This is a genomic window from Paenibacillus polymyxa (genome assembly GCF_015710975.1).
GTDB classification, from domain to species: Bacteria; Bacillota; Bacilli; order Paenibacillales; family Paenibacillaceae; genus Paenibacillus; species Paenibacillus polymyxa.
This window is the reverse complement of the sequence record NZ_CP049783.1, coordinates 2,227,234-2,250,159: the sequence shown is the minus strand read 5'-3', so window position 1 is coordinate 2,250,159 and position 22,926 is coordinate 2,227,234. Positions and strand designations below refer to the sequence as shown.

The following is a 22,926-nucleotide window of genomic DNA, read 5'->3' as shown; positions in this document are numbered from 1 at the left end:
ATTTATTACAAACTTATAATCACAATAAAAATTAATTTAGAATAAGTATAAATCTTAATTTATTTCAAGTCAATGAGATCGGATAAATTGTGCCGCTTTGCAACACAATGTATACATGATATACATTCAGCTCATGGAGGGATGTTTGATGAAAACACTTTGGATATTCATACTTTTTATGCTACTAATGCTTGGGACAAGTGTGTCGGTAAAGTGGCTTTTTGGTGTTCATCATCCTTGGGAGCCTGTTTCATTGGCTTTTCGCACGATGCGACCATCAGAATATATTGTGCTGGTGGGAATGCTCATGGTGCTCCTTATAAATGTAGGCAAAAAGCCAATAGGAAATGCATTTCGCTTCCTGTTCTCACAATGGTCACGTTTCCTCAAAGTTTCAACTTCTTCCTCTGCTTCTCCGCAAGAGAGCCAGCAGGAAGAACAAACAAGGAATAACGTAAACAAATAATGGATGAACATAGATGAGGGACAGTCGTCCAAATTCAAAGTGCTCACTCAGGTTTGTTGCCCCTATCTGTGACCATAGTAAAACAATAATACCGCAAGGTAAGAGCACTTTTCGGTACGGTAAACCAAATATATCCGATATCCCCAACACTGCTGCATAAGAAAACAAGGCCACTTTAAAAAAGTCTCCGATAATAATGGACATCAGTACAATAACATCTGGACGCTGCACATATTCCGAAAGCTGCACGTTCTGGAATGTACTTAATAATGGAAAAATAGAACGCTCTGTTATATCGGTCCCCAGCACGGTTACATTTAATATTGCGACTTCAACTAAAATAGTGCCTCCAGCTAAAATACTTATATATCCAGCTTTGGTGATCTGTGAAGGCCTTTTTACAGAAGGGACAAACATCATAAAACAAATCAGCTCACCAAAAGGAAAAGCCAAACGATCCCTTAGGGCTGACATGAGTACAGGTTTAAAACCCTTACTCATGACGGGCATCAGTTCTTCAAGATGAACACTGCCCGATAAGAGCAATAATGTATTTCCCAAAAGCATAACGATGAGGATTACTACAAAAAACACCTGCCCCGTACGGGCCAGTACTTCAAAGCCAAGCCAGAGGACATAGATTGCACAGAGAATCATCAGAAAAGCCACGACTAGGCTCGGTGTTTTTTCCAGTACAGACACACGAACCAGTTCAGTCTCATCACGTAAATTTCTACTGGTCAAATACAAAAAAAACAGAATGTACAGTACCCCTATTGCCGTTCCACCCTTATTCCCTACCAATTGACGAGCATAGGTAGTCAACATTTGGCCGGGGAATCTCTCTGCCGTGTAGGTGTACATCCGGAACAATACCATTCCGACCAGCATAGCAATAGTCTGAGCAATCCAAGTATTCCGTTCATATTCACTATCCATATTAATAATGACTGCATTTCCTAGAATAAAATGGAACATCAGAATGAGCATTTGTCCGGTACTGATGTATGTTTTATTGGCAAGACGATGACTCATGGGGCATTCTCCTCTATTTTTTTATTCCGGGTCTTTTTCAGCCACGATACAATTAGAAGTAAGAGTGGAAAAAACACGGCAAATATCGGAAACAGCCATTTCAGTACAAACTCGCCTGTTTCAAGGTGATCTTGATAACCCAGTGCCATTAATACACAAGAGACTAACATGATCAGCCCAAATGGCAGAATCAGTTTATGGTAGGATATTCTCAATACATCCTCTGCCGCTTTAACTGCGGCATAATAAAAGATGAAGATTTTGAAAAAATCAAAAATTATAACGCTCATCACGCCGATCACATCGACTCTGTCGATAAAATCAGATATTTCGACCTTGCTGATCATAGTAAGCAGGGGATAAGTCGCCCGTTTGAACACGTCCTCTCCTAGTACAAGCACATTGGACAGCGTAACAACAGACAGGAGTAGCCCTCCAAACAATATAGCAGAGACCCCTACCCCATTGGCACGATAGCCTTTTTTTAAGGTGGGAAGAATCATCGCAAACGTAACCATCTCGCCGTACGGTAGCATTACGGCCTGCGAATAAACTACTTGCCATATCCGCTGCCAGCCATGCTCGGCTATGGGCAATATATTGCCCACATCCACAATGCCTGCCAACAAAATCAACATATTAGTAGCGAGACCCAGCAGCAGTAGCAAAATCAACATGATAATGGCCGTCCGGCCTGCAACCTCAATTCCCAAATACACCACATACATGACAAGTACAACCATTAAGCCACAGATGACTGTCAACGGCGTATGCTGAAGTGTACGGTCAGCAATCAGGATCCCCGTATCCCTAAGATCCCGTGCTCCGCCGTAGAGAAAAAACACGATATATAAAAAAGCAAGCGCGCTCCCTGCTTTCTTGCCCAAAAGAGCTCTGCAGTATTGTGTCATAAGCAAATCAGGAAAACGTCGGTGCAGGCTGCCATAGCAAACAAAAAGCAATGCCCCAACAATCGTGGAAATGAGGATGGCGATCCATACATCCTTACCCGCATCCCTACCGGGAATAGACATCATGGATGTGCCCAATTCAAACAGCACCATGAGAGAGATCATTTCTTTTGAACTTATCTGTGTCTTCTTCATCGCCTTCCCCCCTTCCTGATTTCACTAGTCGGCTTCTCCCCTTGAGTACGGGTTGGTTCGCGACTGTGTATGCTTCAATACCGAAGTCACCTGAACACGAACGGTGCTTTCTGCAAAATAACGGCTCCAATCGGAAGAGAGCCTTTTCCATTGTTTTGGGTATCTCCTCTCAAGTGCAAGACCTAAGCCGAACACATCGCTGCCAGTACGCTGAACCTCTTTGACGGTTGATAAAATGACGCGTTTCGTTTCCTCTGCCCATTGCTCCTGCAATCGTTTGATAACCTCTGAACTTTTCAGGTTAATGGAACATTCAGCTTCCTGTATTGCTCCGGTCTGCTTCAAATGAATTACAAAAACAGGCTCACCTCGCTCCATCTGACTGTCTATATGGGTTTTAGAGAACAAGGTTTCAATACTAACGGTTTCCCCTTTCTTATCACAACTCATTGTTGTTTCCGCACTTTTCACTTTGTTATTAATCAAAGACAGTCCAACTGCTTGGCCATCGTCCAACCAGCGGACAAGACGATCTTTTTGGAATACTCCCATCCCATTAATGTGAACAACTGCTTCCGGTAAGACATTGTCCACATTGTCCTTCCGTGAGGCCTGCTCCAAATTGCCGCTCACCTCTACGCCCGTAAGCACAGGACCACTCCCTTTACTGGACATGCTGCGAATGACATCATCGACACTCACCGCGTAATCCCCAGCGTACAAATTTTGAGATAATTCCAGCTTTCCTGAAATATCATTAGCGGGAATGCGGCCGATCGCAGTCATGGTTGCCAGTACATCCTTTCCAGTTTCACCGCGTGCTATCAGCATTTTCATCGTCAGACGGGTTTCCGTATACCTTTCCAGAAAATCCAGCGTATCGCCAATTCCATGCCGTGCCAGCTTTTCTCCGATGACGACCAATCTAGCATGCGCCAGAGAAATAGTCCGTGGGATCCTCTGTGAAGCTTTGCGAATCGCTTGAAACAGACTTTTGCCCTTTTCCCGATACAAAACGACAGGGGTATCTCCTCTCGCTTTGGCTCCAGCGATTTCATCTGCCACGATCACCTGCAGGGAGACCTCATATTCTGACTCCCCCGCCATATCAATTCCTATTCCCGCTACTACGGCTCGCTGGTTCAACTCCACAGAATCCCAGCAACTGGATAACAATGGAGCGAACAGAAGCAAGACCAAACACAGTCCTCCTATTCTCCCCTTAAAGGTTACAGCACTTTGTTCATTCCTCTTCCCCTGATACACCCTGATTGCCCCCCTCCTGCATCGGCGTGGTTTTATCCGAAGGGGAATTTCCGCTTCCATCCTTCATTCGTTTCTGGTTCTTAGACGTAATGCTTTTAGGACGTTTCTTCATCATCCAGAATGGGAGTCGCAATACGGCATCCTTTTGACTCTCCAGCACAAAAGGACTAAAAGGCGCCATGTAGGGCACCCCGAAGGAACTCAGACTGTTCATATGAGCAATTAGCGCAATCAGCCCCAATGTAATGCCGTATAGGCCCATGAACGCAGACAGGATCATGAAAATAAATCGGCACAATCTCCCGGCTACTGCCATGTTGTAGGCTGGGATTGCGAAACTGGCTATCCCCGTCAGGGCTACTACAATCGTGAGTAGCGGGGTGACAATTCCGGCTTCCACAGCCGCTTGACCCAGCACAAGCGCTCCTATAACGGATACCGTTTGGCCACCCGCACGCGGCATTCGGATACCTGCCTCACGCAAAATCTCAAAGGTGATCTCCAGAATTAACGCCTCTAGAAATGCCGGAAAAGGAACGGATTCCCGCTGAGCTAATATGCTAATCAGCAATGGAGTCGGTATCATTTCATAATGATATGTTGTTAAAGCAATGTAGAGAGAAGGCCCTAGAATAAGAATAATGAAGCTGATATATCTAATGAGCCGAACAACAGTCGCCATATCGTAACGCTCTTCATAATCCGAAGAGTTCTGGAAAAATTGAGCAAACACTGTGGGCATCACCAATACAAACGGATTTCCGTCTATAATAAGCGCCACTCGGCCCTCCATAATATTGCTGCTGATGGTATCAGGTCTTTCCGTGTTAAAGATCGTTGGGAAGGGTGTGAAATGATTTTCTTGTATCATCTCCTCAACCATGCCGGACTCAAATATAGCGTCAATGTTGATGCTTTCTATCCGTTTACGAACCTCCTCTACGACACGTGGATTCGCAATATTCTTCATGTATAGCATGGCCACATTCGTGAGAGACGTGCTTCCCACTTGAAACATTTCCAGTGTAAGATCAGAGCTTTTAATCCGTCGCCGAACCAGAGAAATATTCGTGAACAGAGATTCCACAAATCCATCTTTTGGTCCTCTGACGACTGTCTGGGTTGTTGGCTCGCTGACAGCGCGTGTCTCTCCCCCACGTGTACCGCACGCAATGGCTTTTTCGCAGCCTTCCAATAAGATGATTGTGTCCCCCATTAACAATTGCTTCATCATGGAATTCCAATCATCACAGTCCTTCACTTCTCCAAGTGCAAGCGCGTGACTCTGTATTTTTGTGTACAGCGCCTCTGCGCTCTCCACCTCCACAGCTACCTCAGCAGATGGGCGGCTAAGCATGGATTTCATGATGAGTTCATTCACCGTATCCGTTTTGGCCATACTATCTAGAAACACAATAGCGGCGGGGACATCCGCCCTAAGGCCCACTTTAAAGCGGCGAATCAGAAAGTCTGGGCTATCTGACGTCAACTCCTTAACTTGCTGCAAGTTGGTTTCCAAACAAGCCTCGATTTTTAAATAGCGCGGAGAATTTCCATTCTTCTTATCCACACCCGATTTTCTATTATGTTTGCGATAGGGATAGCGAATCATGAGCAAACCTCCTCTCCAAATGGCAACAGTACACTACCTATTTCCTAATTAATGTATCTTTGGAGTATGCTCAATCTGTTCCCAGTTATGCACCAAGCACTCGATCGAAACGTTTTAAGCAAACCCAGCGTAATAAATTTGAATAAATTTTTAATTTTTTAAGCCTAATGTCAGTTCTTTTTGATAAAATGAAGGAATATGCCTCTCGGGAGGGTTAACATCTTGTTTAGTACGTTTTTTGTAAATACCTGTATCCTTGTCACCTTTTTGTACATAACCGGTCTTGTTTCACAAAGGTATAAAATCCGTCTACACACCTTAACGCATAAGGTACATTGGATTGGTGGCGCTCTTTTTGGGTGCTATGGCATTGTTATCATGTACTACTCCATTCCAGTAGGATTTAATACCATCGCTGATCTTCGACATCTGGCTATCGTAGCTACCGCAACTTATATCGGCGCCCCAGCTGCGCTTATGGCAACGCTTTTTATATGTTTAGGCAGACTATTGCTGTTTGGTATCAACACTCAAGCCATCGTAGGCGCCATTTTTATACTGCTCGCTGGTCTGGGGTGTGCTGTACTGTCACATTTGTCCTGGTCGCGTTTACCCAAGCTGATTATGATGAATGTTTTTGCTTTGGGCATTATATTCTGTCCCCTTATGATAAATTTGAAAAATCTCGATGATGTTCTGCACGTGTATCCGCTCCAATTCTTCATTTCCATGGTCGGCGGATGTCTTCTGTACCTCATTGCTGAATCTATCAACACATCCAATGAGCTGTTACTTCGACTGGAGCATACCTCCTACACAGACCATCTCACTAATTTAAGCAATAGAAGACAGCTTGAGTTCTCATTGGAAGAACAGCTCCCTCAAGCTCGTCAACGTCATGAGCACTTATCTGTACTGGTGTTGGATATTGATCACTTCAAGAAAGTCAACGATACCTACGGACATGCCGCAGGCGATACAGTGCTGCGTCAGCTTGGGCAGATTTTAATGGAAAAGTGCCGTACTAATGATGTAGTCACCCGCAGCGGGGGAGAAGAATTCACCGTACTATTGCCGAATTGTGCTTTTCGGCAAGCACTACGCATAGCTAATCAGATTCTTAGCGGAGTAAATCAGTACGAGTTTGTTTTAGCGGACGGACTTATTCTTAAAGTTACCGTGTCCATCGGCGTGACCACCTTCCCTGGTACAGGAGAAGATATATCCGGAGCAGCCCTGCTGGAACAGGCGGATAAAGCACTATATGAAGCTAAAAAAGCAGGACGTAATCGGGTTTGCTCCTATGAAATATAATTTGAGGCATGACCTTTACACAGAAATAGCCGATACAACCCTCTCTTGAGGATCGTATCGGCTATTATCCTTTTAAATGAAAAGATGTTAATCCCTTGGGGAAGGTGACTTGGCATCCTTATCTTCAGTATGATTGCAATTCCCCACCACAAGTGATGTACGCTTGGCGAGCGAAGCAAGCGTATGAGATTCCCATACTTCCAGCATACGACGTTCACTCTCAGCTAAAATCTCAGATACGGCGATCGCCAACTCCCCGCAAAAAGGGTTCGTCTCCGGTTCATGCATCATCCCCGGGAAAATGGGATCACATATTTCAATGGCGTGGTATATATCAGCAAGTGTAATATGATCCGCCGAACGGGTAAGCACATAACCTCCCTCGCGCCCTTCACGTGCTGCAATCAAATCAGCCTGCACAAGCCGTGTCAGCACTCTGCGCACCAAAGTGACCTCGCAATCAATGGAGCGGGCAATAGAACCGCTGGCACAAAGCTCTCCGTGTTTTTCTAAATAGACAAGCGCCTTTACCGCAATTCCAAGCCATTTGGGCGTTGCGGTGCGTAGTCTTTTTTCATTATTCAAATGAGATGACACCCCTAAGCTGTAGAAACTTCGTTGAATGCATTGTACGTGATGTCAGATGTAAGTTCAAGCCTGAAAGCCGGAACCCTCTGGATCCCTAGCGCCCAAAGTAAAATGACCTAGTCGTACTTCTCCACTAAGTGACAGATAAACATCCCGGATGCCGGAGGCTGACTGTACCTTTTCCGAGAGTGTCACCCATGCTTGTGCCCCTCCTGTATTGCCCACATTGATGCGTGCCACAGCTTGGCTGTCTGGCCCATCCAAATGCAGTTCAATGGCTGCATCACTGCTGTTGCCTGACACACGGCACTGAAACTCGGCTACACTCACCGTATTCATGTCTACGCCATGAAAAGCAATCCAACCAGAACGTTGCGCTGAACGCGGACGTACACAAGCCTCCTTTTGCTCCTTGCTTTCATCCAGCAGGATGTCGAAGCAATCATCAAAGTTTTCAGCTCGTATCCTTGGTCCAGCTTGCCGTGGTGGAATAACTTCACCTCGTACATACACAGGATGCTCCAATCGAATATCTGCTGAGGAGGCACCTGCCAGCAGTGTATATTCACCCGATTCAACGCAATAACAATCCCGTGTGACATCCCAAATCGCCCAATCCTTTACCCGAACCGTAAAAGAGACCGTTCGCGTCTCACCTGGCTCCAAGCGAATGCGTTGAAATCCACACAGTGTCTTCAACGGGCGCTTTACGCGCGAGGCTTCAGAGCGTACATACAGTTGTACAACCTCTTCGCCAGCAGCTTCCCCTCGATTCGTCACATCTACCCACACCTGGATAGTATCTGCGGCGTCAAGTGTAGCCATAGATTTAACGTTATCCTTATGGGCGTCTGTATGCAGATCACTATATTCAAATGGCGAATACGTTAGCCCGTGTCCAAATGGATATAACGGTTCACCTTCAAAATATTGATAGGTACGACCGCCACGAATAATATCATAATCCCTGATATCACCCAATTGATCCTCGTTCTGAACCCAGGTCATGTTCAGACGCCCTGCGGGTGCGTAATCTCCAAACAATACATCCGCTATGGCTGTACCATGCTCTTGTCCCGCATGAGACGTATATACGATCGCTGGAATATGCTCTTGAAGCCAAGGAATCGCAAAAGGATAGCTGCCCGTCAGAACCACAATCGTATTCGGATTGACGCGATATACTTCCTCGATAAGTCGCTGCTGGGAAGCAGCCAGTTCCAAGCCTGGGCGATCATTCTCTTCCTTTCCGTTAATGAGCGGGTGATTTCCAACGAATACAATCGCTGTATCTGCCGCTTGCGCAGCGGTTATCGCTTCCGCTAAGCCATCCGATACCGTCTCAATACGGAAAGTCGTACGGTCGGAGTCTGTGACGTTAGATGCAGGAGTTGCGGATTCCATCACCTTTAAGGAGCCTTCCGTTCCTGCGATCACTCGCTTACCATTCCACGTGGTCCACAGATGCTCTCCTTGTTCTACAGGAGTCAGTCCAAAGACCTCTTTAACATACCAGCCATACGCTTCAGCAGCTGTCACACGAAGCGTCTCCTCATCGCTCGTCACATAGGTACCCAGATGTTCATCATGCAGCGTTACGCTGCCATAGCCCCAATCTGTCACGGTCAATACCGTTGGCTCTCCATCCTGGGACAAGCGCATATCGCCAGAAGAATTAACTATGAGCTTCGCGCCATCAGTCGATGCCGTCAAGGTCACACGATCTTTGGCATCGGAGTACACGACACGTTCCTCCGCGCCCCCGCTTTCCAGCTTGGCACGAATCGCCTCCAGCGGTGTAACCCGGTAAGGCAGCGTACCGGAATACCAGTCGCGGAACACCTCATTGCCATGTAAACCAATGACCGCTACTTTGCCACACTGGGCAGGGTTCAATGGCAAAAGTTCCTGCTCATTTTTGAGCAGTACGATCTGCTCCCTCGCCGCACGCAACGACAATTCACGGGCTTGCTCTGTCATTAACGCCTCCTCCCCGATGGAGGCATAGGGATTGTCTGCCGCCGGATCAAATTCCCCCAAACGAAAACGAACACGGAACGTATGGAACAATGCCCGATCCAAGTCCTCTTCTTGTAGCGAGCCCTGCTCCAAAGCTTCTCGAATCGCCTGCTTGGAGAGCTCTGCATCATCGGTAATGCTGTCAATTCCTGCACGAATAGATTCAGCCACGCCCGGCGTATGGGAATCGTAATATTGATGGTCGTTTACAATCCCCATCACATCACCCGCATCACTTACGACAAAGCCGTCCATTCCCCATTCGCCTCTGACAATATCGTTAACACCATGGTATAACGTAGCAGGCGTTCCGTTAATCAAGTTGTAAGAAGTCATCATCGACTGGGCTCCGCCCTCCGTAAAAGGCTTCTCAAATGCTCTTAGATAATATTCTCGCAGGTTTCGTGGGTCTATGCTGGAGGAGCCAATACCCCGGTCCACTTCATTATTGTTACCTAGAAAATGTTTTAACGTCGCAACCGCTTTCAAATATACCGGATGATCACCCTGGATCCCCTTGACTAACTCCTTCGACAATTCTCCCGTCAAATACGGGTCTTCGCCGTAGGCCTCCTCATTCCTTCCCCATCTTGGGTCACGCTCCATATCCACTGTAGGCGCCCACAGGGTAAGACCGTTCAATTTTGGATCACGACGATAGTAGACACGCGCCTCATCTGCAATAACAGAGCCGATCTGACGCATTAACTCCGTATCCCAAGTACAGGCCAAACCCACAGGCTGAGGAAATGAAGTGGCCTCTCCCAACCAGGCTATCCCGTGTGCCGCTTCCGTACCGTGCTTGTATGCTGCAACTCCCAAACGGTCAATGGCCGGCTGGTATTGCAGCATAGATTCGATCTTTTCCTCTAAGGTTAGTCGCGACACGAGATCCCGTACACGCTCATCTAGTTGAATCTTCGGATCTTGAAATAAATATTCGATACCCGTTGTTTCATGACTCAAATCCGTCATCTCCTTAGCTTCATTAAGATGATAAAAAGTTATGCACGAAAGCGCTTTAATATATCATAACGAAAAAGGAGTACACCAGCAACAATACCGAAAACATCCTAAATTGGATGAAATACAAACCGCGGCATACGAGAAAAAAGTTACAATTTCTTTTTCTTATATAAAGCTAAAAATGATATTTTTTGGTATAATCAGGATATATCATTGAAGGAGGAAGCGCTGATGAAAAATACCGGAATGACACGGCCTCTGGATCAGCTGGGGCGAATTGTACTCCCTAAGGAAATGCGCACCACTATGGATATCAATATCGGTGATTCGCTTGAATTCTTCGTAGATGAAGAAGGATTTGTATTAAGGAAATACACGGGTGTCTCCTGCAAATTTTGCGGCGCAGTGGATCATTTAACTTATTTTCGGGACAGCTTTATTTGCGCTGATTGCATCCAGTTATTAAAGAACGATGAACATGTACATGCCACAAGCAATGATGCCATCCAGGCTCAAGAACATACCAAATCGAACCAAGCCAACACTACCTGGCAGCCCAAGCATTCCAGAGTGCAACAAGGTGAAATGGTAAAAAAGCTCCGCAAGCTGATTCAGGAACATCCGAACCTGCCACAAAAAGTGTATGCAGAAATGCTCGATATTTCCCAAGGCCGTGTGTCCCAACTGAAAAAGCTGCTCTAAACCTTCTAAAAATTTTTTTCCCAATATCATATACGATGTACTCGAAAACCTACTTATTTCACTGTAACTACAATGGCCAGGTGTAGAGTAAGGTGCATATCTGTGGATGTGTCCCTTATTCTATACCTGGCCTTTTCCTGCTTCCCGCCTCTATCAATGTGACAATAGTCACATACTCTCAATGTCTACGTATATACAATATATAGATCGAAACAATTGGTTATCACTAGATATCATCAATATGTTGTTTTTGTGAAAAATATATATTTTTTACTATATGGAGGGTTTTACGATGAAGGTGCTGGAGGAACATCAATTATACGACATCGGTGAGCGAGTCATTGGGGCACAAGATCTGGACATGCTGCGGGAGAATGCAAATTTAAATGGAGAATCGTTCAGCGGCAAAATGAGCAAGCTTGGCTCGGAATATGCCAAATGGTATGCGCGCCTGCGTGTACTTCCGCCTGAATTAACAGACGCGATTGACCATGGATATGTATATGTTCACGATTTGGACCAATATGCGCTCGGAACTACAAATTGTATCTTTATCCCATTTGGTCGTTTGCTACAAGACGGTTTCAATACAGGCAATGGCTCTGTACGCACACCGCAAACAATTATGTCTGCTATGGCACTGGTCGCCATCATATTCCAGTCTCAACAAAATAGCCAATTTGGTGGTGTCTCTGCCAATAAAATAGATTGGGATCTAGCTCCATACGTTGCTCGTTCCTTCCGCAAGCACCTGCGCAAAGGACTCCGGTTGTTCAAGGAAGAAATAGACTCCAACTGGTCTGATGACGAACTGCATTTAGCCAATACCCATTTGCAAGAAGTCTGCCCTCGTTCATACTCATTTGCCTGTGAGGAAACGGAAACAGAAACCCGGCAGGCCGCCGAGTCGCTCATTCATAACCTGAACACGATGAGCAGTCGGGCAGGGGGGCAAATTCCGTTCACTTCACTGAATTACGGGATGTGTACGTCTGCTGAAGGTCGGCTTGTTTCGCAATCGCTGCTGGAAGCCACGATTCGCGGACTGGGCAGCGGGGAAACTCCTATTTTCCCACAACATATTTTCCAATGTAAAAAAGGAGTCAACCAGGCAGAAGGCGATGTCAACTACGATTTGTTCTTAAAAGCGGTAGAATGCTCCAGTAAGCGGATGTATCCCAACTTTGTGAATGTGGATGCTACCTTCAATCTGCCTTTTTACCGCGCAGATGACCCGGATACCATCATTGCCACGATGGGCTGCCGTACCCGTACCATTTCTGACCGTTTCGGCAGAAACCGCCAGAGCGGCAAGGGCAATCTCTCATTTAATACTATTAATCTGGTACGGCTCGGGATTGAATATGGTATTTGCACAGGCAAGCGTCTGACACCTGACCGTGACCGCTTTGACGCGAGACTGGAAGAGGTTATGCGAATTGCAGTGGACGGTCTAATCCATCGCTATCATATCCAGACCAGCCAGCCAGCCAAAGCCTCGGACTTTATGATGCGCGAAGGGGTATGGGAAGGCGGAAAAGAACTGGCACCTGATGAGAAGGTGGGAAGCGTCCTAAAGCACGGTACGCTTTCGATCGGATTTATCGGGCTGGCTGAGTGTATGAAAGCATTATACGGAAAACACCACGGAGAGGATGATTTTGTATACCGTGAAGCACAGCGAATCATCACCTCCATGCGCGTGTATTGTGATCGAATGAGTGAACACCACAATCTAAATATTACATTGTTCGCGACACCTGCCGAAGGGTTGTCGGGCAAGTTCACATTGCTGGACCAACGTGACTTCGGAGTTATTCCTGAGGTCAATGACCGGGAATATTACACGAATTCCTTTCATATTCCGGTGTATTACAAGCTCCCGGCTGCTCGTAAAATCAGCTTGGAGGCTCCGTTCCATAATCTATGTAATGCGGGTGCAATTTCATACATTGAGCTGGACGGTAATGCGCGGAATAACCCGGATGCGTTTCTTAAAATTGTTCAATACGCGCTGCATCAGAACATTGGCTACTTCTCCATCAACCATCCGGTGGATCGTTGTACGGAATGCGGCTATGAAGGGATTATCGGGACAAGCTGTCCTCAATGCGGTACAGATGAGGAACACACGCACTTTCAGCGTTTACGTCGGGTAACCGGATATCTGACAGGTGATTATACCGTTCGTTTTAATGCTGCCAAGCAAGCCGAAGTTCGCGACCGGGTGAAGCATAAGTGAATTTGTGCGGCTATATTCCAGAATCTCTGAATGAAGGATACGGCCTGCGCACCGTTGTATTCATTAGTGGTTGCCGCCATGCCTGTCCCGGCTGCTTTAATCCAGCTTCGTGGAACTTCCGCGCAGGGGAGCCATTCACGCCCGAGCGTCAACAGGAGGTCATCCGTGATATCATGGATAATCCGCTGTTGGACGGATTGACTCTCTGCGGGGGAGACCCTTTTTTCTCAGCAGCAGAATGCTCGCAATTTGTACGTGACTTCCGCGCGGCTTGTCCCGACCGAACCGTCTGGGCCTACACAGGCTTTGTCTACGAAGATCTGCTCATGGATCAGGAGCGACAGGAGCTGGCGCTATTGTGTGACGTGATTGTAGATGGCCGTTTTGTTGAACAGCAAAAAGATCTGACCCTCCCCTTTCGGGGCAGCCGTAATCAGCGCCTGGTAGATGTGAAAGCCAGTACTCAAGCAGGTTACACCGTTTCGTTAGCTTAAAGGCGATGTTCTACTTAGCAAGATGCTATACCAAAGACAAGTTCCCCACGATGGGTTGGGCTTGTCTTTTTTGCATATAACTAACAGATTCCACTCCAGTTTCTATTACTGTTTCTATTGCACATCCTGTGAGTTTCACTTATGATGGTGAACAAGTATACGAGTGCATAATTATTCGTCATACCTTAATCGCATAGTTTGGAAATAGGTGTCTGTTCTATTCAGATCAGACTTAAAAGGGAAGCCGGTGCAAATCCGGGACGGTCCCGCCACTGTAAACGGGGAATGTTCAGCTGCTCATACACCCACTGGTCCACAGACCGGGAAGGGATGCTGAACGTCATGATCCGTAAGTCAGGAGACCTGCCTATTTTAACAACATCGCAGTACCTACGGAAGATAGGGAGGTGTTAAGAGCAGTCGCCGTATTTTTGAATTTTAATCGCGGAGGCATTCTTTCCCCTACTTATTTTTAGCCTTGGGGACAGAATGCCTTTTTTGGTACGTAAAAATAAACTGGCTACCACTTAGGAGGAAAACCTACATGTCCATTAACGAACGATCTACATTGTCCGGTTTGACTAGCAGTAATCTGGGATATCCGCGAATCGGCGGGAACCGGGAATGGAAGAAAGCACTGGAGCGCTTCTGGAAGGGTAGTATTAACGAAAGTGAACTGCATAGTGAGATGAAAAGATTGCGGCTGGAGCATCTGAGCAAGCAACGTGACAAAGGGATTGATCGCATTCCTGTCGGAGACTTTTCCTATTACGATCATGTGCTGGATACATCTGTGATGTTCGGTCTCGTACCCGAGCGGTTCAACTATCGTCCTACAGGTCCGGTTCCTCTGTCTGTGTATTTCGGGATGGCACGTGGGCAGAAGGGAGCTACCGCCAGCGAAATGACCAAATGGATGAATACCAATTACCACTACATCGTTCCCGAATTGGAAAATGCGGCTCCAGTGCTCACTGAAAATAAGCCCTTACTCGCTTATCGTGAAGCAAAGCAGGAGCTAGGTATTGACGGTAAACCAGTTCTCATCGGTCCCTACTCATTTGTTGTTTTATCCAAAGGCTATGATCGTAAGGATCTGGCCTCTATTATACGAACCTTCCTGCCTTTATACGCCCGAGTCCTGTCCGAACTAGCAGCAGAAGGCGTACAATGGGTCCAAATCGATGAACCTGTCCTGACCACCTCATTCCCAGTAGAGGATCTGGATATTATTCAGGAGGTCTATGAAGCTTTGACCCAAGCTGCTCCCTCCTTAAACATCATGCTGCAAACCTACTTTGGTAGCCTAGATCATTATGAGCGTCTGACTGAACTTCCGGTCCAGGGACTGGGTCTTGATTTTGTCTATGATGATGGCGAAAATGTCCAGCATATATCGCGACATGGCTTCCCCAAAGGGAAAACGCTGGGTGCTGGTGTCATTGATGGGCGCAATATATGGCGCAGCGACCTGAATGCCGTGGCTGCGCTGTTGGGCCAGTTAGCAGAACAAATCAATGCAGAACAGCTTATCGTGCAGCCATCGTGCAGTCTGCTGCATGTGCCGGTCAGTCTGGAAGCAGAGCACAAGCTGGACCGAGAGCTGGTGCATGCCCTAGCCTTTGCCGATGAAAAGCTGGATGAAATCGCAGTCTTGACGGCTGCACTTGGTAAGCATGATCCATCCGCACTTGCCAAGCTTGAGCAAAGTGCGGAAGCGGTAGCCCGCTTCAACAGCTCAGCGGCAAGGGTACAGACAGCTGCCGATTTGGCCGACCTGTTGGCAAAGGAGCCACTATCACGCAGCGTTCCTTTCGCCGAGCGCCGTATAATTCAGCAAAATAGGCTGAAGTTACCCCCACTGCCTACGACGACCATCGGCAGCTTCCCGCAAACTGCTGAGGTTCGCAAGGCCCGTCTGCACTATCGCAAAGGAGAATGGTCTGCCGAGCAATATCGGACATTCATCCAGCAGCAGATCAAGGAATGGATTGATATCCAAGAGGACATTGGCATAGATGTGCTTGTACATGGGGAATTTGAACGGACTGACATGGTTGAGTTTTTTGGCGAAAAACTAAAAGGCTTTGCTTTTACACAAAACGGATGGGTGCAATCTTACGGCTCCCGCTGTGTTAAACCGCCGATTATTTACGGAGATGTGTCGTTCGATCAACCAATGACTGTGGAAGAGACGGCATTTGCCCAATCGTTAACCTCCAAGCCAGTTAAAGGAATGCTTACAGGCCCTGTGACCATTTTGAACTGGTCCTTTGAACGTAATGATATTCCACGCAGGCAAGTTGCTTTGCAATTAGCTCTGGCATTACGGGCAGAGGTAGAGGCACTCGAACAAGCGGGTATTAGCATGATTCAGGTGGATGAACCCGCAATTCGCGAAGGGCTCCCGTTGAAAAAAGAACAACAGCAGGCCTATCTGGATTGGGCGGTTCAAGCCTTCCTTGTGACCACGGCCACTGTTGAACCTGCGACCCAAATCCATACACACATGTGCTATTCCGAATTCCAAGATATGATCCAGTCCATTTCAGACATGGATGCCGACGTGATTTCTATTGAAACCTCTCGTAGTCATGGTGAATTGATTGTTAGCTTTGAGGATCAGGTGTACGACAAAGGCATCGGTCTGGGCGTGTACGATATCCACAGCCCGCGCATTCCTGATGAATCAGAAATGCTAAGCATGATTCAGCGTGCCTTGCGCGTACTGCCAGCAGATTTGTTCTGGGTTAATCCAGACTGTGGGCTGAAAACCCGCACCAAGGAGGAATCTGTCGCCGCGTTGCGGCAAATGGTACAGGCGGCTCAAGCAGCCCGAGCCGTGCTGTCTGTATCCAACTAATATTTTTATCGTATCCAATCACGTTGTTATATCCATCATATCCTATTCCCTTTCGGTCTTTCTATTAGAGACCGGAAGGGAGTTATTTATTCCAAGTCATATAATGTATATAAACCTTGAATATGCTCGATTTTTAGCTGCTTCAGATGTATACCTAAGCCATGCTCTCGATCCCAGGAACAATTAAAATTCAAATATAGTTCATCCTTTTCCGATGAGTCGGAAATCAGTATAGATATAAGCTGCATTCGATCCAGCAATTGCTCTGGTCGCTCCACATAAGGCGCATATTCATTAGGGTCCTCTCCCCATGAGCTGTATGCCTTCCGATACTTTTCCACGATGTCTACATAATGTTGGTATATGGACTCCAATACTTGAGGATGGATCGCTGACGAACATGCCATATACTTCTCCCATGTCTTTCTCTGAGGTTCCGTAGGTTCTTCTATAGCCTGTGCCTGTTCTTCAGAGTCGGCTCCCACGATAAATTCGACTTCTACCTCCGACGGATGCCCGCAAAAATCAAGATGTACCACACCACGCAGTACAACCTCCTCCGACACATCCCAAGTCTCATCATCCTGTTCCAATTCCCTATACCAGTGCTTCCAGTCCATCCTTTATCCACCTCTTCATAATAGGTAATCTTTAGCTCTATTGAACACTTTACAATCTATCATTTTAATGAATGAAATTAAAGTAACATTCTATGGGTGTTTCCAGCCAGAAATCGAGGAATTTCCAAATAAAACTACTTTATTCTACAAGATTTGCTATTCGTGTAAGCCTTCAAGAAAGAAAACCGGCCCATTTTGACCCGAATATTTTATTATTAAAAATTTAGTACCTTGCATTAATCAGTACATGATGTTAAATTATACCTGACTACTGATTTATAATCAGTACCCGTGACAAATTATGCACAAACACACGTTTCTTCCCCTTATTCCGAACGACACCTATGAATTATGATTACATCAGGAAGGGAGCATCGCTCGTGAATGTGAACATCCAATTCAAAAAAGGGGTACTGGAACTATGCGTTCTAGTTCTAATTGGACGTAGAGACCGCTATGGCTACGAATTGGCTCAAGCCGTCTCCCGTCATATCGAAGTAGCAGAGGGAGCCCTATATCCACTGCTTCGCCGTCTGGTATCAGAGGGATACTGCACGACGTATTTACAGGAATCGACCGAGGGTCCGCCCCGTAAATATTATCGGCTAACCGATACCGGTAGCCATTATACAAGACTACTTACACGGGAATGGAATGATTTTGTCCATCATGTCGCAAGCCTACTGAAGGAAGGAGATCCTGATGAATAGAAAACAGTTTCTTACAGAGGTGGAGCAGCGCCTATCTCCTCTCCCTGCAGAGGTACGCCATGAGTTGCTTAGTGATTTGAGCCAGCATTTTGACTACGGCTTGGCCAATGGAAAAAGCGAAACTGAAATTGCCCATGAGTTGGGGAACCCAGAGGATATTGCCCGAGAAGCATTGGATGTTCCCAATGTAGGCTGGAACGCTTCCCCTCCACTTCGCCAAGGAAGCTTCGCACGCAATCTTTTTACTTTCTTAGGGCTGCTGTTTCTCAACTTGTTGATCTCCATCCCGATTCTAGCTACCCTATGGGCGGTATGGGCTTCATTAACCGCAGTGGCGGTCAGTTTCGCTGCAGCCCCTCTACTCGCCGTCACTGATTATGCGCTCAACAGCACCTTTTACCCAACCAAATTCTTCTTCTCCATCACGTTAACAGGTATGGGGCTATTGCTGCTGCCTGGGGTACGTTATCTCCTACTCCTTATGGTAAAGGGCACAGTGCGATACTGGAAATGGAATCAGACTACCCTGAGGGGAGCTTACTAACAACATGAATAAAATGTGGTTTATTGCAGCTGGATTGTGCATTGTCATCGGTGTAGCCGGAATGGTGGTCTACGGTGCTCCATGGAATCAACAAGTAATGAAAGAAACAACAGCTATAAATAAAAAATGGACATTCACACGTGGTCAGCTTCAAAACCTGAAAGTGGACAGTTCTGATGATGTTTCTATTTTGTTCACTCCTGGCTCTGGCGACCAAGGTACGATACGCATCAGCGGAGAAGTTCAGACAAAAGTAGCCGACCAGATTCATAATGCCCGAATTGAGAACGGTAAGCTTACCATTCAATCGAAGCCGGCCCCTTCCTTGTCATTCTTTTCGTTTACCCCTGATTTGGATCAAACGATTACTGTAGAGATGCCTGCTGGGGAAACACTAGCTGATCTGCAGGTAGATACACATTCAGGAAATGTAAAACTTCAAGATGCTTCCGTGGAGAATACTTCTATTACTGCTACCTCAGGCACTGCCGAGATTACAAACCTCCGAAGTACCCACCTGATCGCAAATCTAACATCCGGTAACTTTATAGCCAATCAGCTTACAGCAGATATGGAGCTAAAGCTTACTTCAGGAGATGTCACCATCCGCGATTATAGCGGTAACGGCCTTCTATCCCTAACCTCAGGGGAATCTAATATTACGCAACGCACCGTATCCAACTTGGAAGTGAATTCTGATTCCGGTGATGTAAATATTAAGCAGGCTCTCGATTTTAAAGGTGTCTATAATGTCCACTCTGACTCTGGAAGCATAAACACTCCCGAATCTGTTCCCGGCGCCGCGAGCGTGATCAAGGTCGAAACCACTTCAGGGGATATTGATATTTCCAAATAGGAGGCTACTACATAATGTCTCATCAGGCGAAGTTTGGTTCAAGGGGTTTAACCTAGTATAATGTAACCATGTGCTCAGATGCACAACCACGTTATATAGTGATAAGGAGGAGACTGGATGGAACTTAAAAACAAAACAGCCATTATTACAGGAGCCAGCAAAGGAATTGGTAAGGCAATTGCCGAGACCTTGGCCAAGGAAGGCGTTAATCTGGGGTTAATCTCACGCACATTGACCGACCTACAAAAGCTGCAGGATTCACTGGGGAGTACATACGGTGTGAAAGTGGTGAGTGCTGTTGCAGATATATCGGATCGTACACAGGCCGCTGCTGCTGTAGCTTCACTGGAGCATGAGCTGGGTGCCGTCGATATTTTGATCAACAATGCAGGCATCGCCACCTTCGGCACAGTCGCAGATATGGACCCCGAAGAGTGGGAACGTATTATTCGCGTAAACCTGATGGGAACCTATTATGTTACACACGCCGCTCTTCCAAGCATGCTGGCGCAACAGAGCGGAAATATTATTAACATTTCCTCCACAGCAGGGGAACGAGGTTTTGCAACAGGCTCGGCATATTGCGCATCCAAATTTGCTTTGATGGGCTTCACGGAAGCACTGATGCAGGAAGTTCGCAAATCCAATATTCGGGTAACCGCGCTGACTCCAAGCACGGTCAATACAGAATTGGCGGTAAATGCGGGATTGAATATTGGTGACGAGGACCGCATGCTTCAGCCGCAGGATTTGGCCGATCTGACATTAGCTGCATTGAAGCTGCCGCCACGGGTTCAATTAAAAGTAGCCGGCATTTGGACAACCAACCCACAGTAATTCGACATGACATCTTAGATTCATTGGCTGCACCAAGCTCCGGCAGACGTAATTGTTCGTCATGCCGGAGCTTTTTTTAGGATAGCTATACCAAAACAAACTGTAATATAAGCGCTTTGTACTTCCAGCATACATAACATACAATTCCAGCAACCATAAGCGCATTCCAAGAAAGGGGAAAAATGATGAAGAATACAGGAATGACACGACCACTAGACCATTTGGGACGCATTGTGCTACCCAAAGAACTGCGCACTTCTATGAATATTAATATTGGAGATGCTCTCGATTTTTTTATTACACCAGAGGGACTGATGATTCGCAAGTATACGGGGGTTTCTTGTTATTTTTGTGGTGCCGTTGATCATTTAAGCTATTTCAGAGATCATCTGATATGCAAGAGTTGTATTGAGAACCTGAAGAGCGATAATCCCTCCAGTCATTTGAGTGAAGCACGTCCTGTCCAGCCGAAGAAAAGAAGGAGCTACAGAAATCAGAATGAGCTCCTGAATAAACTTAAGCAGCTCATGGAGGAATACCCTAATGTCTCTCAAAAAGAATTAGCCGAAATGCTGGAATTGTCTCAAGGTCGCGTCTCACAGCTTAAAAAGCTGCTCCTTTGAATCTATCCGTTCACCTCGTTTGTTAAAAATAATAAAAAAAGAGCCTGTCGGCTCTGGAATCATTCATTATTACGCAATGTCAGACTGCTCCATAATCGGGACTCGATAGGCAAGCAGGGACTCGTCTATTACGGCAGAAATAAACGATGCTTCTATTTCAGGCACCAGTCTAAGCGCATAGTTCCATGCGTTTTCCTCAATTTGCAGCGCAAGCCGTTGCCGGGTCCCGATCATGTTCTCTTGCTCCATCGCATCGGAGAGACCCTCTAATTCAGTATCGGCGGCGTGCCCGATCTCATGCGCAAGCACAACCGTAAAATACTCCTCAACTCGATCCGCGCTGCCGAACATCTGTAAACATTGTGTTTCAATAACATCCGTATACATGGTAATGGCGTGAGCATGCATAGCATATTTGCCCCCAATCAGCCGTCCACCAGGAAAACGTTTCTCCAGCTTCACTGTTACGCCTATAGCAGCCCGTTCCAAAAGCTCAGCGACAATGCGCTCTGCCTGATTTCTCTCCAACTTAGCTTCGCTCCTCAAACCAAGATATATAAAGTTATATTTACGATATAACTTATGAAATTATAAATGTACTCATACAATACACAGTACGATATTATACCTTTTTACAAAGGAGAATACCATGCCAGAAGATTATTATTTAGGCTGGGGAACACTTGCCCTTATTAATGCCGGCTTGGCACAGTCCAAAAATCGGAGCAGGCTTAACTGGTTTGCGCTCTCACTACTTATAGGACCGATCGCGACCCTATTGATCGTTGTATGGGATAAACCGGATTCCTGATCCAGCAATCAGTATCCCCTTAGGTTAACCAGAATGAAAAGGACAACCTTGCGGCTTTTCCTGAACTCCAAAATTCGGCTTCACAAGCCGATTATCGTAAGAACTATGAAAAATATGTGTGGTTGCTGGGGATAATGGTGGAATCAACCACGTCCAATTACCTGTCAGTGCGCGGCCAGCCTTGGCTTCCCGTTCCTCAAACAACTTAAATTGGACCGCTGCGGTATGATGGTCAACAATGCTGACCCCTGCTTTTTTAAAAGAATGCAACACAGCAATGTTCAACTCCACTAGCGCCCGATCACGCCAAAGCGTTGTTTCACTCGTCGTATCCAGCCCCATCAGTTTGGCCACCTGTGGCAACATATTATAACGGAAGGTATCCGCAAAATTACGGGCACCGATTTCTGTCCCCATATACCAGCCGTTAAACGGAGCTGCTGTATAGATGATACCGCCAATCTCCAGTGTCATATCCGAAATCATAGGCACAGCATACCAGCGCAATCCAAGAGTGGCTATACAAGAGAGTTCTGGATGCTCAATAGGCACCTCCATCACCAAATGTTCAGGAATATCAAAGAGCTCGGGAGGCTGACCCCCCGCTTCCACAACCAGCGGCAATACATCAAAAGCAGTCATCGCTCCTTGCCACCCCATATCCCTACAAGCATTGGTGAAATCCACCGAGATTGGATCCCCGATGACCCCTTGAGCCGTTTCATATCCAGCGTAACGAATGAGTTGATGGTTCCAAATACGAATATTCGGCTGTCCCGGCTGGGAGGCGCGAAATACAGTAAGCGTTGGCTTAATTTTACCGCCGTTCGTTCCTATACGGATATGCTCCAGTAGCTCGTGAACTACTTGCGTCGCATCTGACGCTCCACGTGCATCCCTGACCAATAGCTTGTCCCAAAACAATCGACCGATACAACGATTGCTATTCCGCCAAGCCATAAGTGCCCCGTGTTCCAGCTCTTCGTAAGTATGATCGTATGTTCCAGTAGTCTCTATGTCGTGACGAATATGAAGAAGCCGGGCTTCCGCATCATCGCGGCTTCGACCCAGCTCCTCATAACATGTATATATAAACTGCTCCGCTTCATGCAAAAGCTGTTGTTTCACTTCCATAACCTACACCCCATCCCGGCAGCTCACTTCCTTATGAGCCTGTGGTCTTCCATGCTTCTTTGTCATTATACTCCAGTAGCAGGCCGGAACCAACGGGATGTATATCTTGTTCACCTGA

General features: G+C 46.5%; 21 protein-coding genes and 1 riboswitch. Of the genes, 12 read left to right on the top strand and 9 right to left on the bottom strand.

The window, feature by feature from the left end:
* The first annotated feature begins 115 nt into the window (after positions 1 to 115).
* A complete protein-coding gene (locus tag G7035_RS27985; RefSeq protein WP_479687400.1) occupies positions 116 to 466 on the top strand; it encodes a YczF family membrane protein in 351 nt (116 codons plus the stop codon).
* Here the strand turns inward: G7035_RS27985 and G7035_RS10125 are convergent.
* Genes G7035_RS10125 through G7035_RS10110 form a run of 4 tightly spaced genes read right to left on the bottom strand, consistent with a single transcriptional unit; the run spans position 395 to position 5,485 of the window.
* Positions 395 to 1,501, bottom strand: coding sequence for a GerAB/ArcD/ProY family transporter (locus G7035_RS10125; protein WP_017428586.1), 1,107 nt, complete (start codon positions 1,499 to 1,501; stop codon positions 395 to 397). The two genes, G7035_RS27985 and G7035_RS10125, sit on opposite strands and share 72 nt — an antisense overlap.
* On the bottom strand, positions 1,498 to 2,607 hold the full coding sequence (locus G7035_RS10120) for a GerAB/ArcD/ProY family transporter (protein WP_019688881.1): 1,110 nt from the start codon (positions 2,605 to 2,607) through the stop codon (positions 1,498 to 1,500). The genes G7035_RS10125 and G7035_RS10120 overlap by 4 nt, the downstream gene beginning before the upstream one ends.
* Before the next feature lie 24 nt (positions 2,608 to 2,631).
* Entirely contained in the window at positions 2,632 to 3,807 is a 1,176-nt protein-coding gene (locus tag G7035_RS10115; RefSeq protein WP_017428584.1) for a Ger(x)C family spore germination protein, read from the bottom strand.
* A gap of 43 nt (positions 3,808 to 3,850) precedes the next feature.
* Entirely contained in the window at positions 3,851 to 5,485 is a 1,635-nt protein-coding gene (locus G7035_RS10110) for a spore germination protein (RefSeq protein WP_016822777.1), read from the bottom strand.
* 222 nt (positions 5,486 to 5,707) lie between these two features.
* Between G7035_RS10110 and G7035_RS10105 the strand changes: the two genes are divergently transcribed.
* On the top strand, positions 5,708 to 6,799 hold the full coding sequence (locus G7035_RS10105; RefSeq protein ID WP_017428583.1) for a diguanylate cyclase: 1,092 nt from the start codon (positions 5,708 to 5,710) through the stop codon (positions 6,797 to 6,799).
* A gap of 87 nt (positions 6,800 to 6,886) precedes the next feature.
* On the opposite strand, the gene G7035_RS10100 is transcribed toward G7035_RS10105, so the two are convergent.
* Both G7035_RS10100 and G7035_RS10095 read right to left on the bottom strand, forming a co-directional pair.
* Positions 6,887 to 7,384 (bottom strand): Rrf2 family transcriptional regulator, encoded by a 498-nt coding sequence (locus tag G7035_RS10100; RefSeq protein WP_019688882.1) that lies wholly within the window; start codon positions 7,382 to 7,384, stop codon positions 6,887 to 6,889.
* Positions 7,385 to 7,450: 66 nt separating this feature from the next.
* Positions 7,451 to 10,372: a glycoside hydrolase family 3 protein gene (locus G7035_RS10095; protein WP_019688883.1), complete on the bottom strand. Its 2,922-nt coding sequence runs from the start codon at positions 10,370 to 10,372 to the stop codon at positions 7,451 to 7,453.
* A gap of 231 nt (positions 10,373 to 10,603) precedes the next feature.
* Here G7035_RS10095 and G7035_RS10090 point away from each other — a divergent pair, with 231 nt between their 5' ends.
* The 4 genes from G7035_RS10090 to metE all read left to right on the top strand — a co-directional run bounded on the left by G7035_RS10090 (position 10,604) and on the right by metE (position 16,673).
* A complete protein-coding gene (locus tag G7035_RS10090; RefSeq protein ID WP_017428580.1) occupies positions 10,604 to 11,074 on the top strand; it encodes an AbrB/MazE/SpoVT family DNA-binding domain-containing protein in 471 nt (156 codons plus the stop codon).
* Between the two features lie 292 nt (positions 11,075 to 11,366).
* Positions 11,367 to 13,316, top strand: coding sequence for an anaerobic ribonucleoside triphosphate reductase (locus G7035_RS10085; RefSeq protein WP_019688885.1), 1,950 nt, complete (start codon positions 11,367 to 11,369; stop codon positions 13,314 to 13,316).
* Complete coding sequence (gene nrdG, locus G7035_RS10080) at positions 13,313 to 13,810, top strand: anaerobic ribonucleoside-triphosphate reductase activating protein (RefSeq protein WP_016822771.1); 498 nt, start codon at positions 13,313 to 13,315, stop codon at positions 13,808 to 13,810. Before G7035_RS10085 ends, nrdG begins: the two co-directional genes overlap by 4 nt.
* A gap of 189 nt (positions 13,811 to 13,999) precedes the next feature.
* Positions 14,000 to 14,195, top strand: a riboswitch (cobalamin riboswitch).
* 159 nt (positions 14,196 to 14,354) lie between these two features.
* Entirely contained in the window at positions 14,355 to 16,673 is a 2,319-nt protein-coding gene (gene metE, locus G7035_RS10075) for a 5-methyltetrahydropteroyltriglutamate--homocysteine S-methyltransferase (RefSeq protein ID WP_019688886.1), read from the top strand.
* A gap of 86 nt (positions 16,674 to 16,759) precedes the next feature.
* Here the strand turns inward: metE and G7035_RS10070 are convergent, their stop codons facing one another.
* Complete coding sequence (locus G7035_RS10070) at positions 16,760 to 17,293, bottom strand: DUF6985 domain-containing protein (RefSeq protein ID WP_019688887.1); 534 nt, start codon at positions 17,291 to 17,293, stop codon at positions 16,760 to 16,762.
* A gap of 380 nt (positions 17,294 to 17,673) precedes the next feature.
* On the opposite strand from G7035_RS10070, the gene G7035_RS10065 reads away from it, so the two are divergent.
* From G7035_RS10065 to G7035_RS10045, 5 genes are all read left to right on the top strand, one after another.
* On the top strand, positions 17,674 to 18,003 hold the full coding sequence (locus G7035_RS10065; RefSeq protein ID WP_016822768.1) for a PadR family transcriptional regulator: 330 nt from the start codon (positions 17,674 to 17,676) through the stop codon (positions 18,001 to 18,003).
* Positions 17,996 to 18,547 carry a DUF1700 domain-containing protein gene (locus G7035_RS10060; protein WP_019688888.1) on the top strand — a complete coding sequence of 184 codons (552 nt, stop codon included), beginning with the start codon at positions 17,996 to 17,998 and terminating at the stop codon, positions 18,545 to 18,547. Before G7035_RS10065 ends, G7035_RS10060 begins: the two co-directional genes overlap by 8 nt.
* Before the next feature lie 4 nt (positions 18,548 to 18,551).
* Entirely contained in the window at positions 18,552 to 19,403 is an 852-nt protein-coding gene (locus G7035_RS10055; protein ID WP_019688889.1) for a DUF4097 family beta strand repeat-containing protein, read from the top strand.
* 117 nt (positions 19,404 to 19,520) lie between these two features.
* Complete coding sequence (locus tag G7035_RS10050) at positions 19,521 to 20,240, top strand: 3-ketoacyl-ACP reductase (protein ID WP_016822765.1); 720 nt, start codon at positions 19,521 to 19,523, stop codon at positions 20,238 to 20,240.
* A gap of 185 nt (positions 20,241 to 20,425) precedes the next feature.
* The gene (locus G7035_RS10045) at positions 20,426 to 20,863 is read left to right on the top strand and encodes an AbrB/MazE/SpoVT family DNA-binding domain-containing protein (protein WP_013373561.1); all 438 of its coding nucleotides are present in this window, start codon (positions 20,426 to 20,428) and stop codon (positions 20,861 to 20,863) included.
* 69 nt (positions 20,864 to 20,932) lie between these two features.
* Here G7035_RS10045 and G7035_RS10040 read toward each other — a convergent pair whose 3' ends face one another.
* Positions 20,933 to 21,391, bottom strand: a complete 459-nt coding sequence (locus G7035_RS10040; protein WP_019688890.1) for a hypothetical protein — start codon at positions 21,389 to 21,391, stop codon at positions 20,933 to 20,935.
* A gap of 121 nt (positions 21,392 to 21,512) precedes the next feature.
* Between G7035_RS10040 and G7035_RS10035 the strand changes: the two genes are divergently transcribed.
* A complete protein-coding gene (locus tag G7035_RS10035; protein ID WP_169315055.1) occupies positions 21,513 to 21,674 on the top strand; it encodes a hypothetical protein in 162 nt (53 codons plus the stop codon).
* Between the two features lie 24 nt (positions 21,675 to 21,698).
* On the opposite strand, the gene G7035_RS10030 is transcribed toward G7035_RS10035, so the two are convergent.
* Positions 21,699 to 22,808: a nitric oxide synthase oxygenase gene (locus G7035_RS10030; RefSeq protein WP_017428613.1), complete on the bottom strand. Its 1,110-nt coding sequence runs from the start codon at positions 22,806 to 22,808 to the stop codon at positions 21,699 to 21,701.
* Positions 22,809 to 22,926: the final 118 nt, after the last annotated feature.

Coding starts and splice junctions, on each gene's coding strand:
- G7035_RS27985 (WP_479687400.1), top strand. CDS start 116: ATGATATACATTCAGCTCATGGAGGGATGTTTGATGAAAACACTTTGG.
- G7035_RS10125 (WP_017428586.1), bottom strand. CDS start 1,501: ATGAGTCATCGTCTTGCCAATAAAACATACATCAGTACCGGACAAATG.
- G7035_RS10120 (WP_019688881.1), bottom strand. CDS start 2,607: ATGAAGAAGACACAGATAAGTTCAAAAGAAATGATCTCTCTCATGGTG.
- G7035_RS10110 (WP_016822777.1), bottom strand. CDS start 5,485: ATGATTCGCTATCCCTATCGCAAACATAATAGAAAATCGGGTGTGGAT.
- G7035_RS10090 (WP_017428580.1), top strand. CDS start 10,604: ATGAAAAATACCGGAATGACACGGCCTCTGGATCAGCTGGGGCGAATT.
- G7035_RS10085 (WP_019688885.1), top strand. CDS start 11,367: ATGAAGGTGCTGGAGGAACATCAATTATACGACATCGGTGAGCGAGTC.
- metE (WP_019688886.1), top strand. CDS start 14,355: ATGTCCATTAACGAACGATCTACATTGTCCGGTTTGACTAGCAGTAAT.
- G7035_RS10070 (WP_019688887.1), bottom strand. CDS start 17,293: ATGGACTGGAAGCACTGGTATAGGGAATTGGAACAGGATGATGAGACT.
- G7035_RS10060 (WP_019688888.1), top strand. CDS start 17,996: ATGAATAGAAAACAGTTTCTTACAGAGGTGGAGCAGCGCCTATCTCCT.
- G7035_RS10055 (WP_019688889.1), top strand. CDS start 18,552: ATGAATAAAATGTGGTTTATTGCAGCTGGATTGTGCATTGTCATCGGT.
- G7035_RS10050 (WP_016822765.1), top strand. CDS start 19,521: ATGGAACTTAAAAACAAAACAGCCATTATTACAGGAGCCAGCAAAGGA.
- G7035_RS10045 (WP_013373561.1), top strand. CDS start 20,426: ATGAAGAATACAGGAATGACACGACCACTAGACCATTTGGGACGCATT.
- G7035_RS10035 (WP_169315055.1), top strand. CDS start 21,513: ATGCCAGAAGATTATTATTTAGGCTGGGGAACACTTGCCCTTATTAAT.
- G7035_RS10030 (WP_017428613.1), bottom strand. CDS start 22,808: ATGGAAGTGAAACAACAGCTTTTGCATGAAGCGGAGCAGTTTATATAT.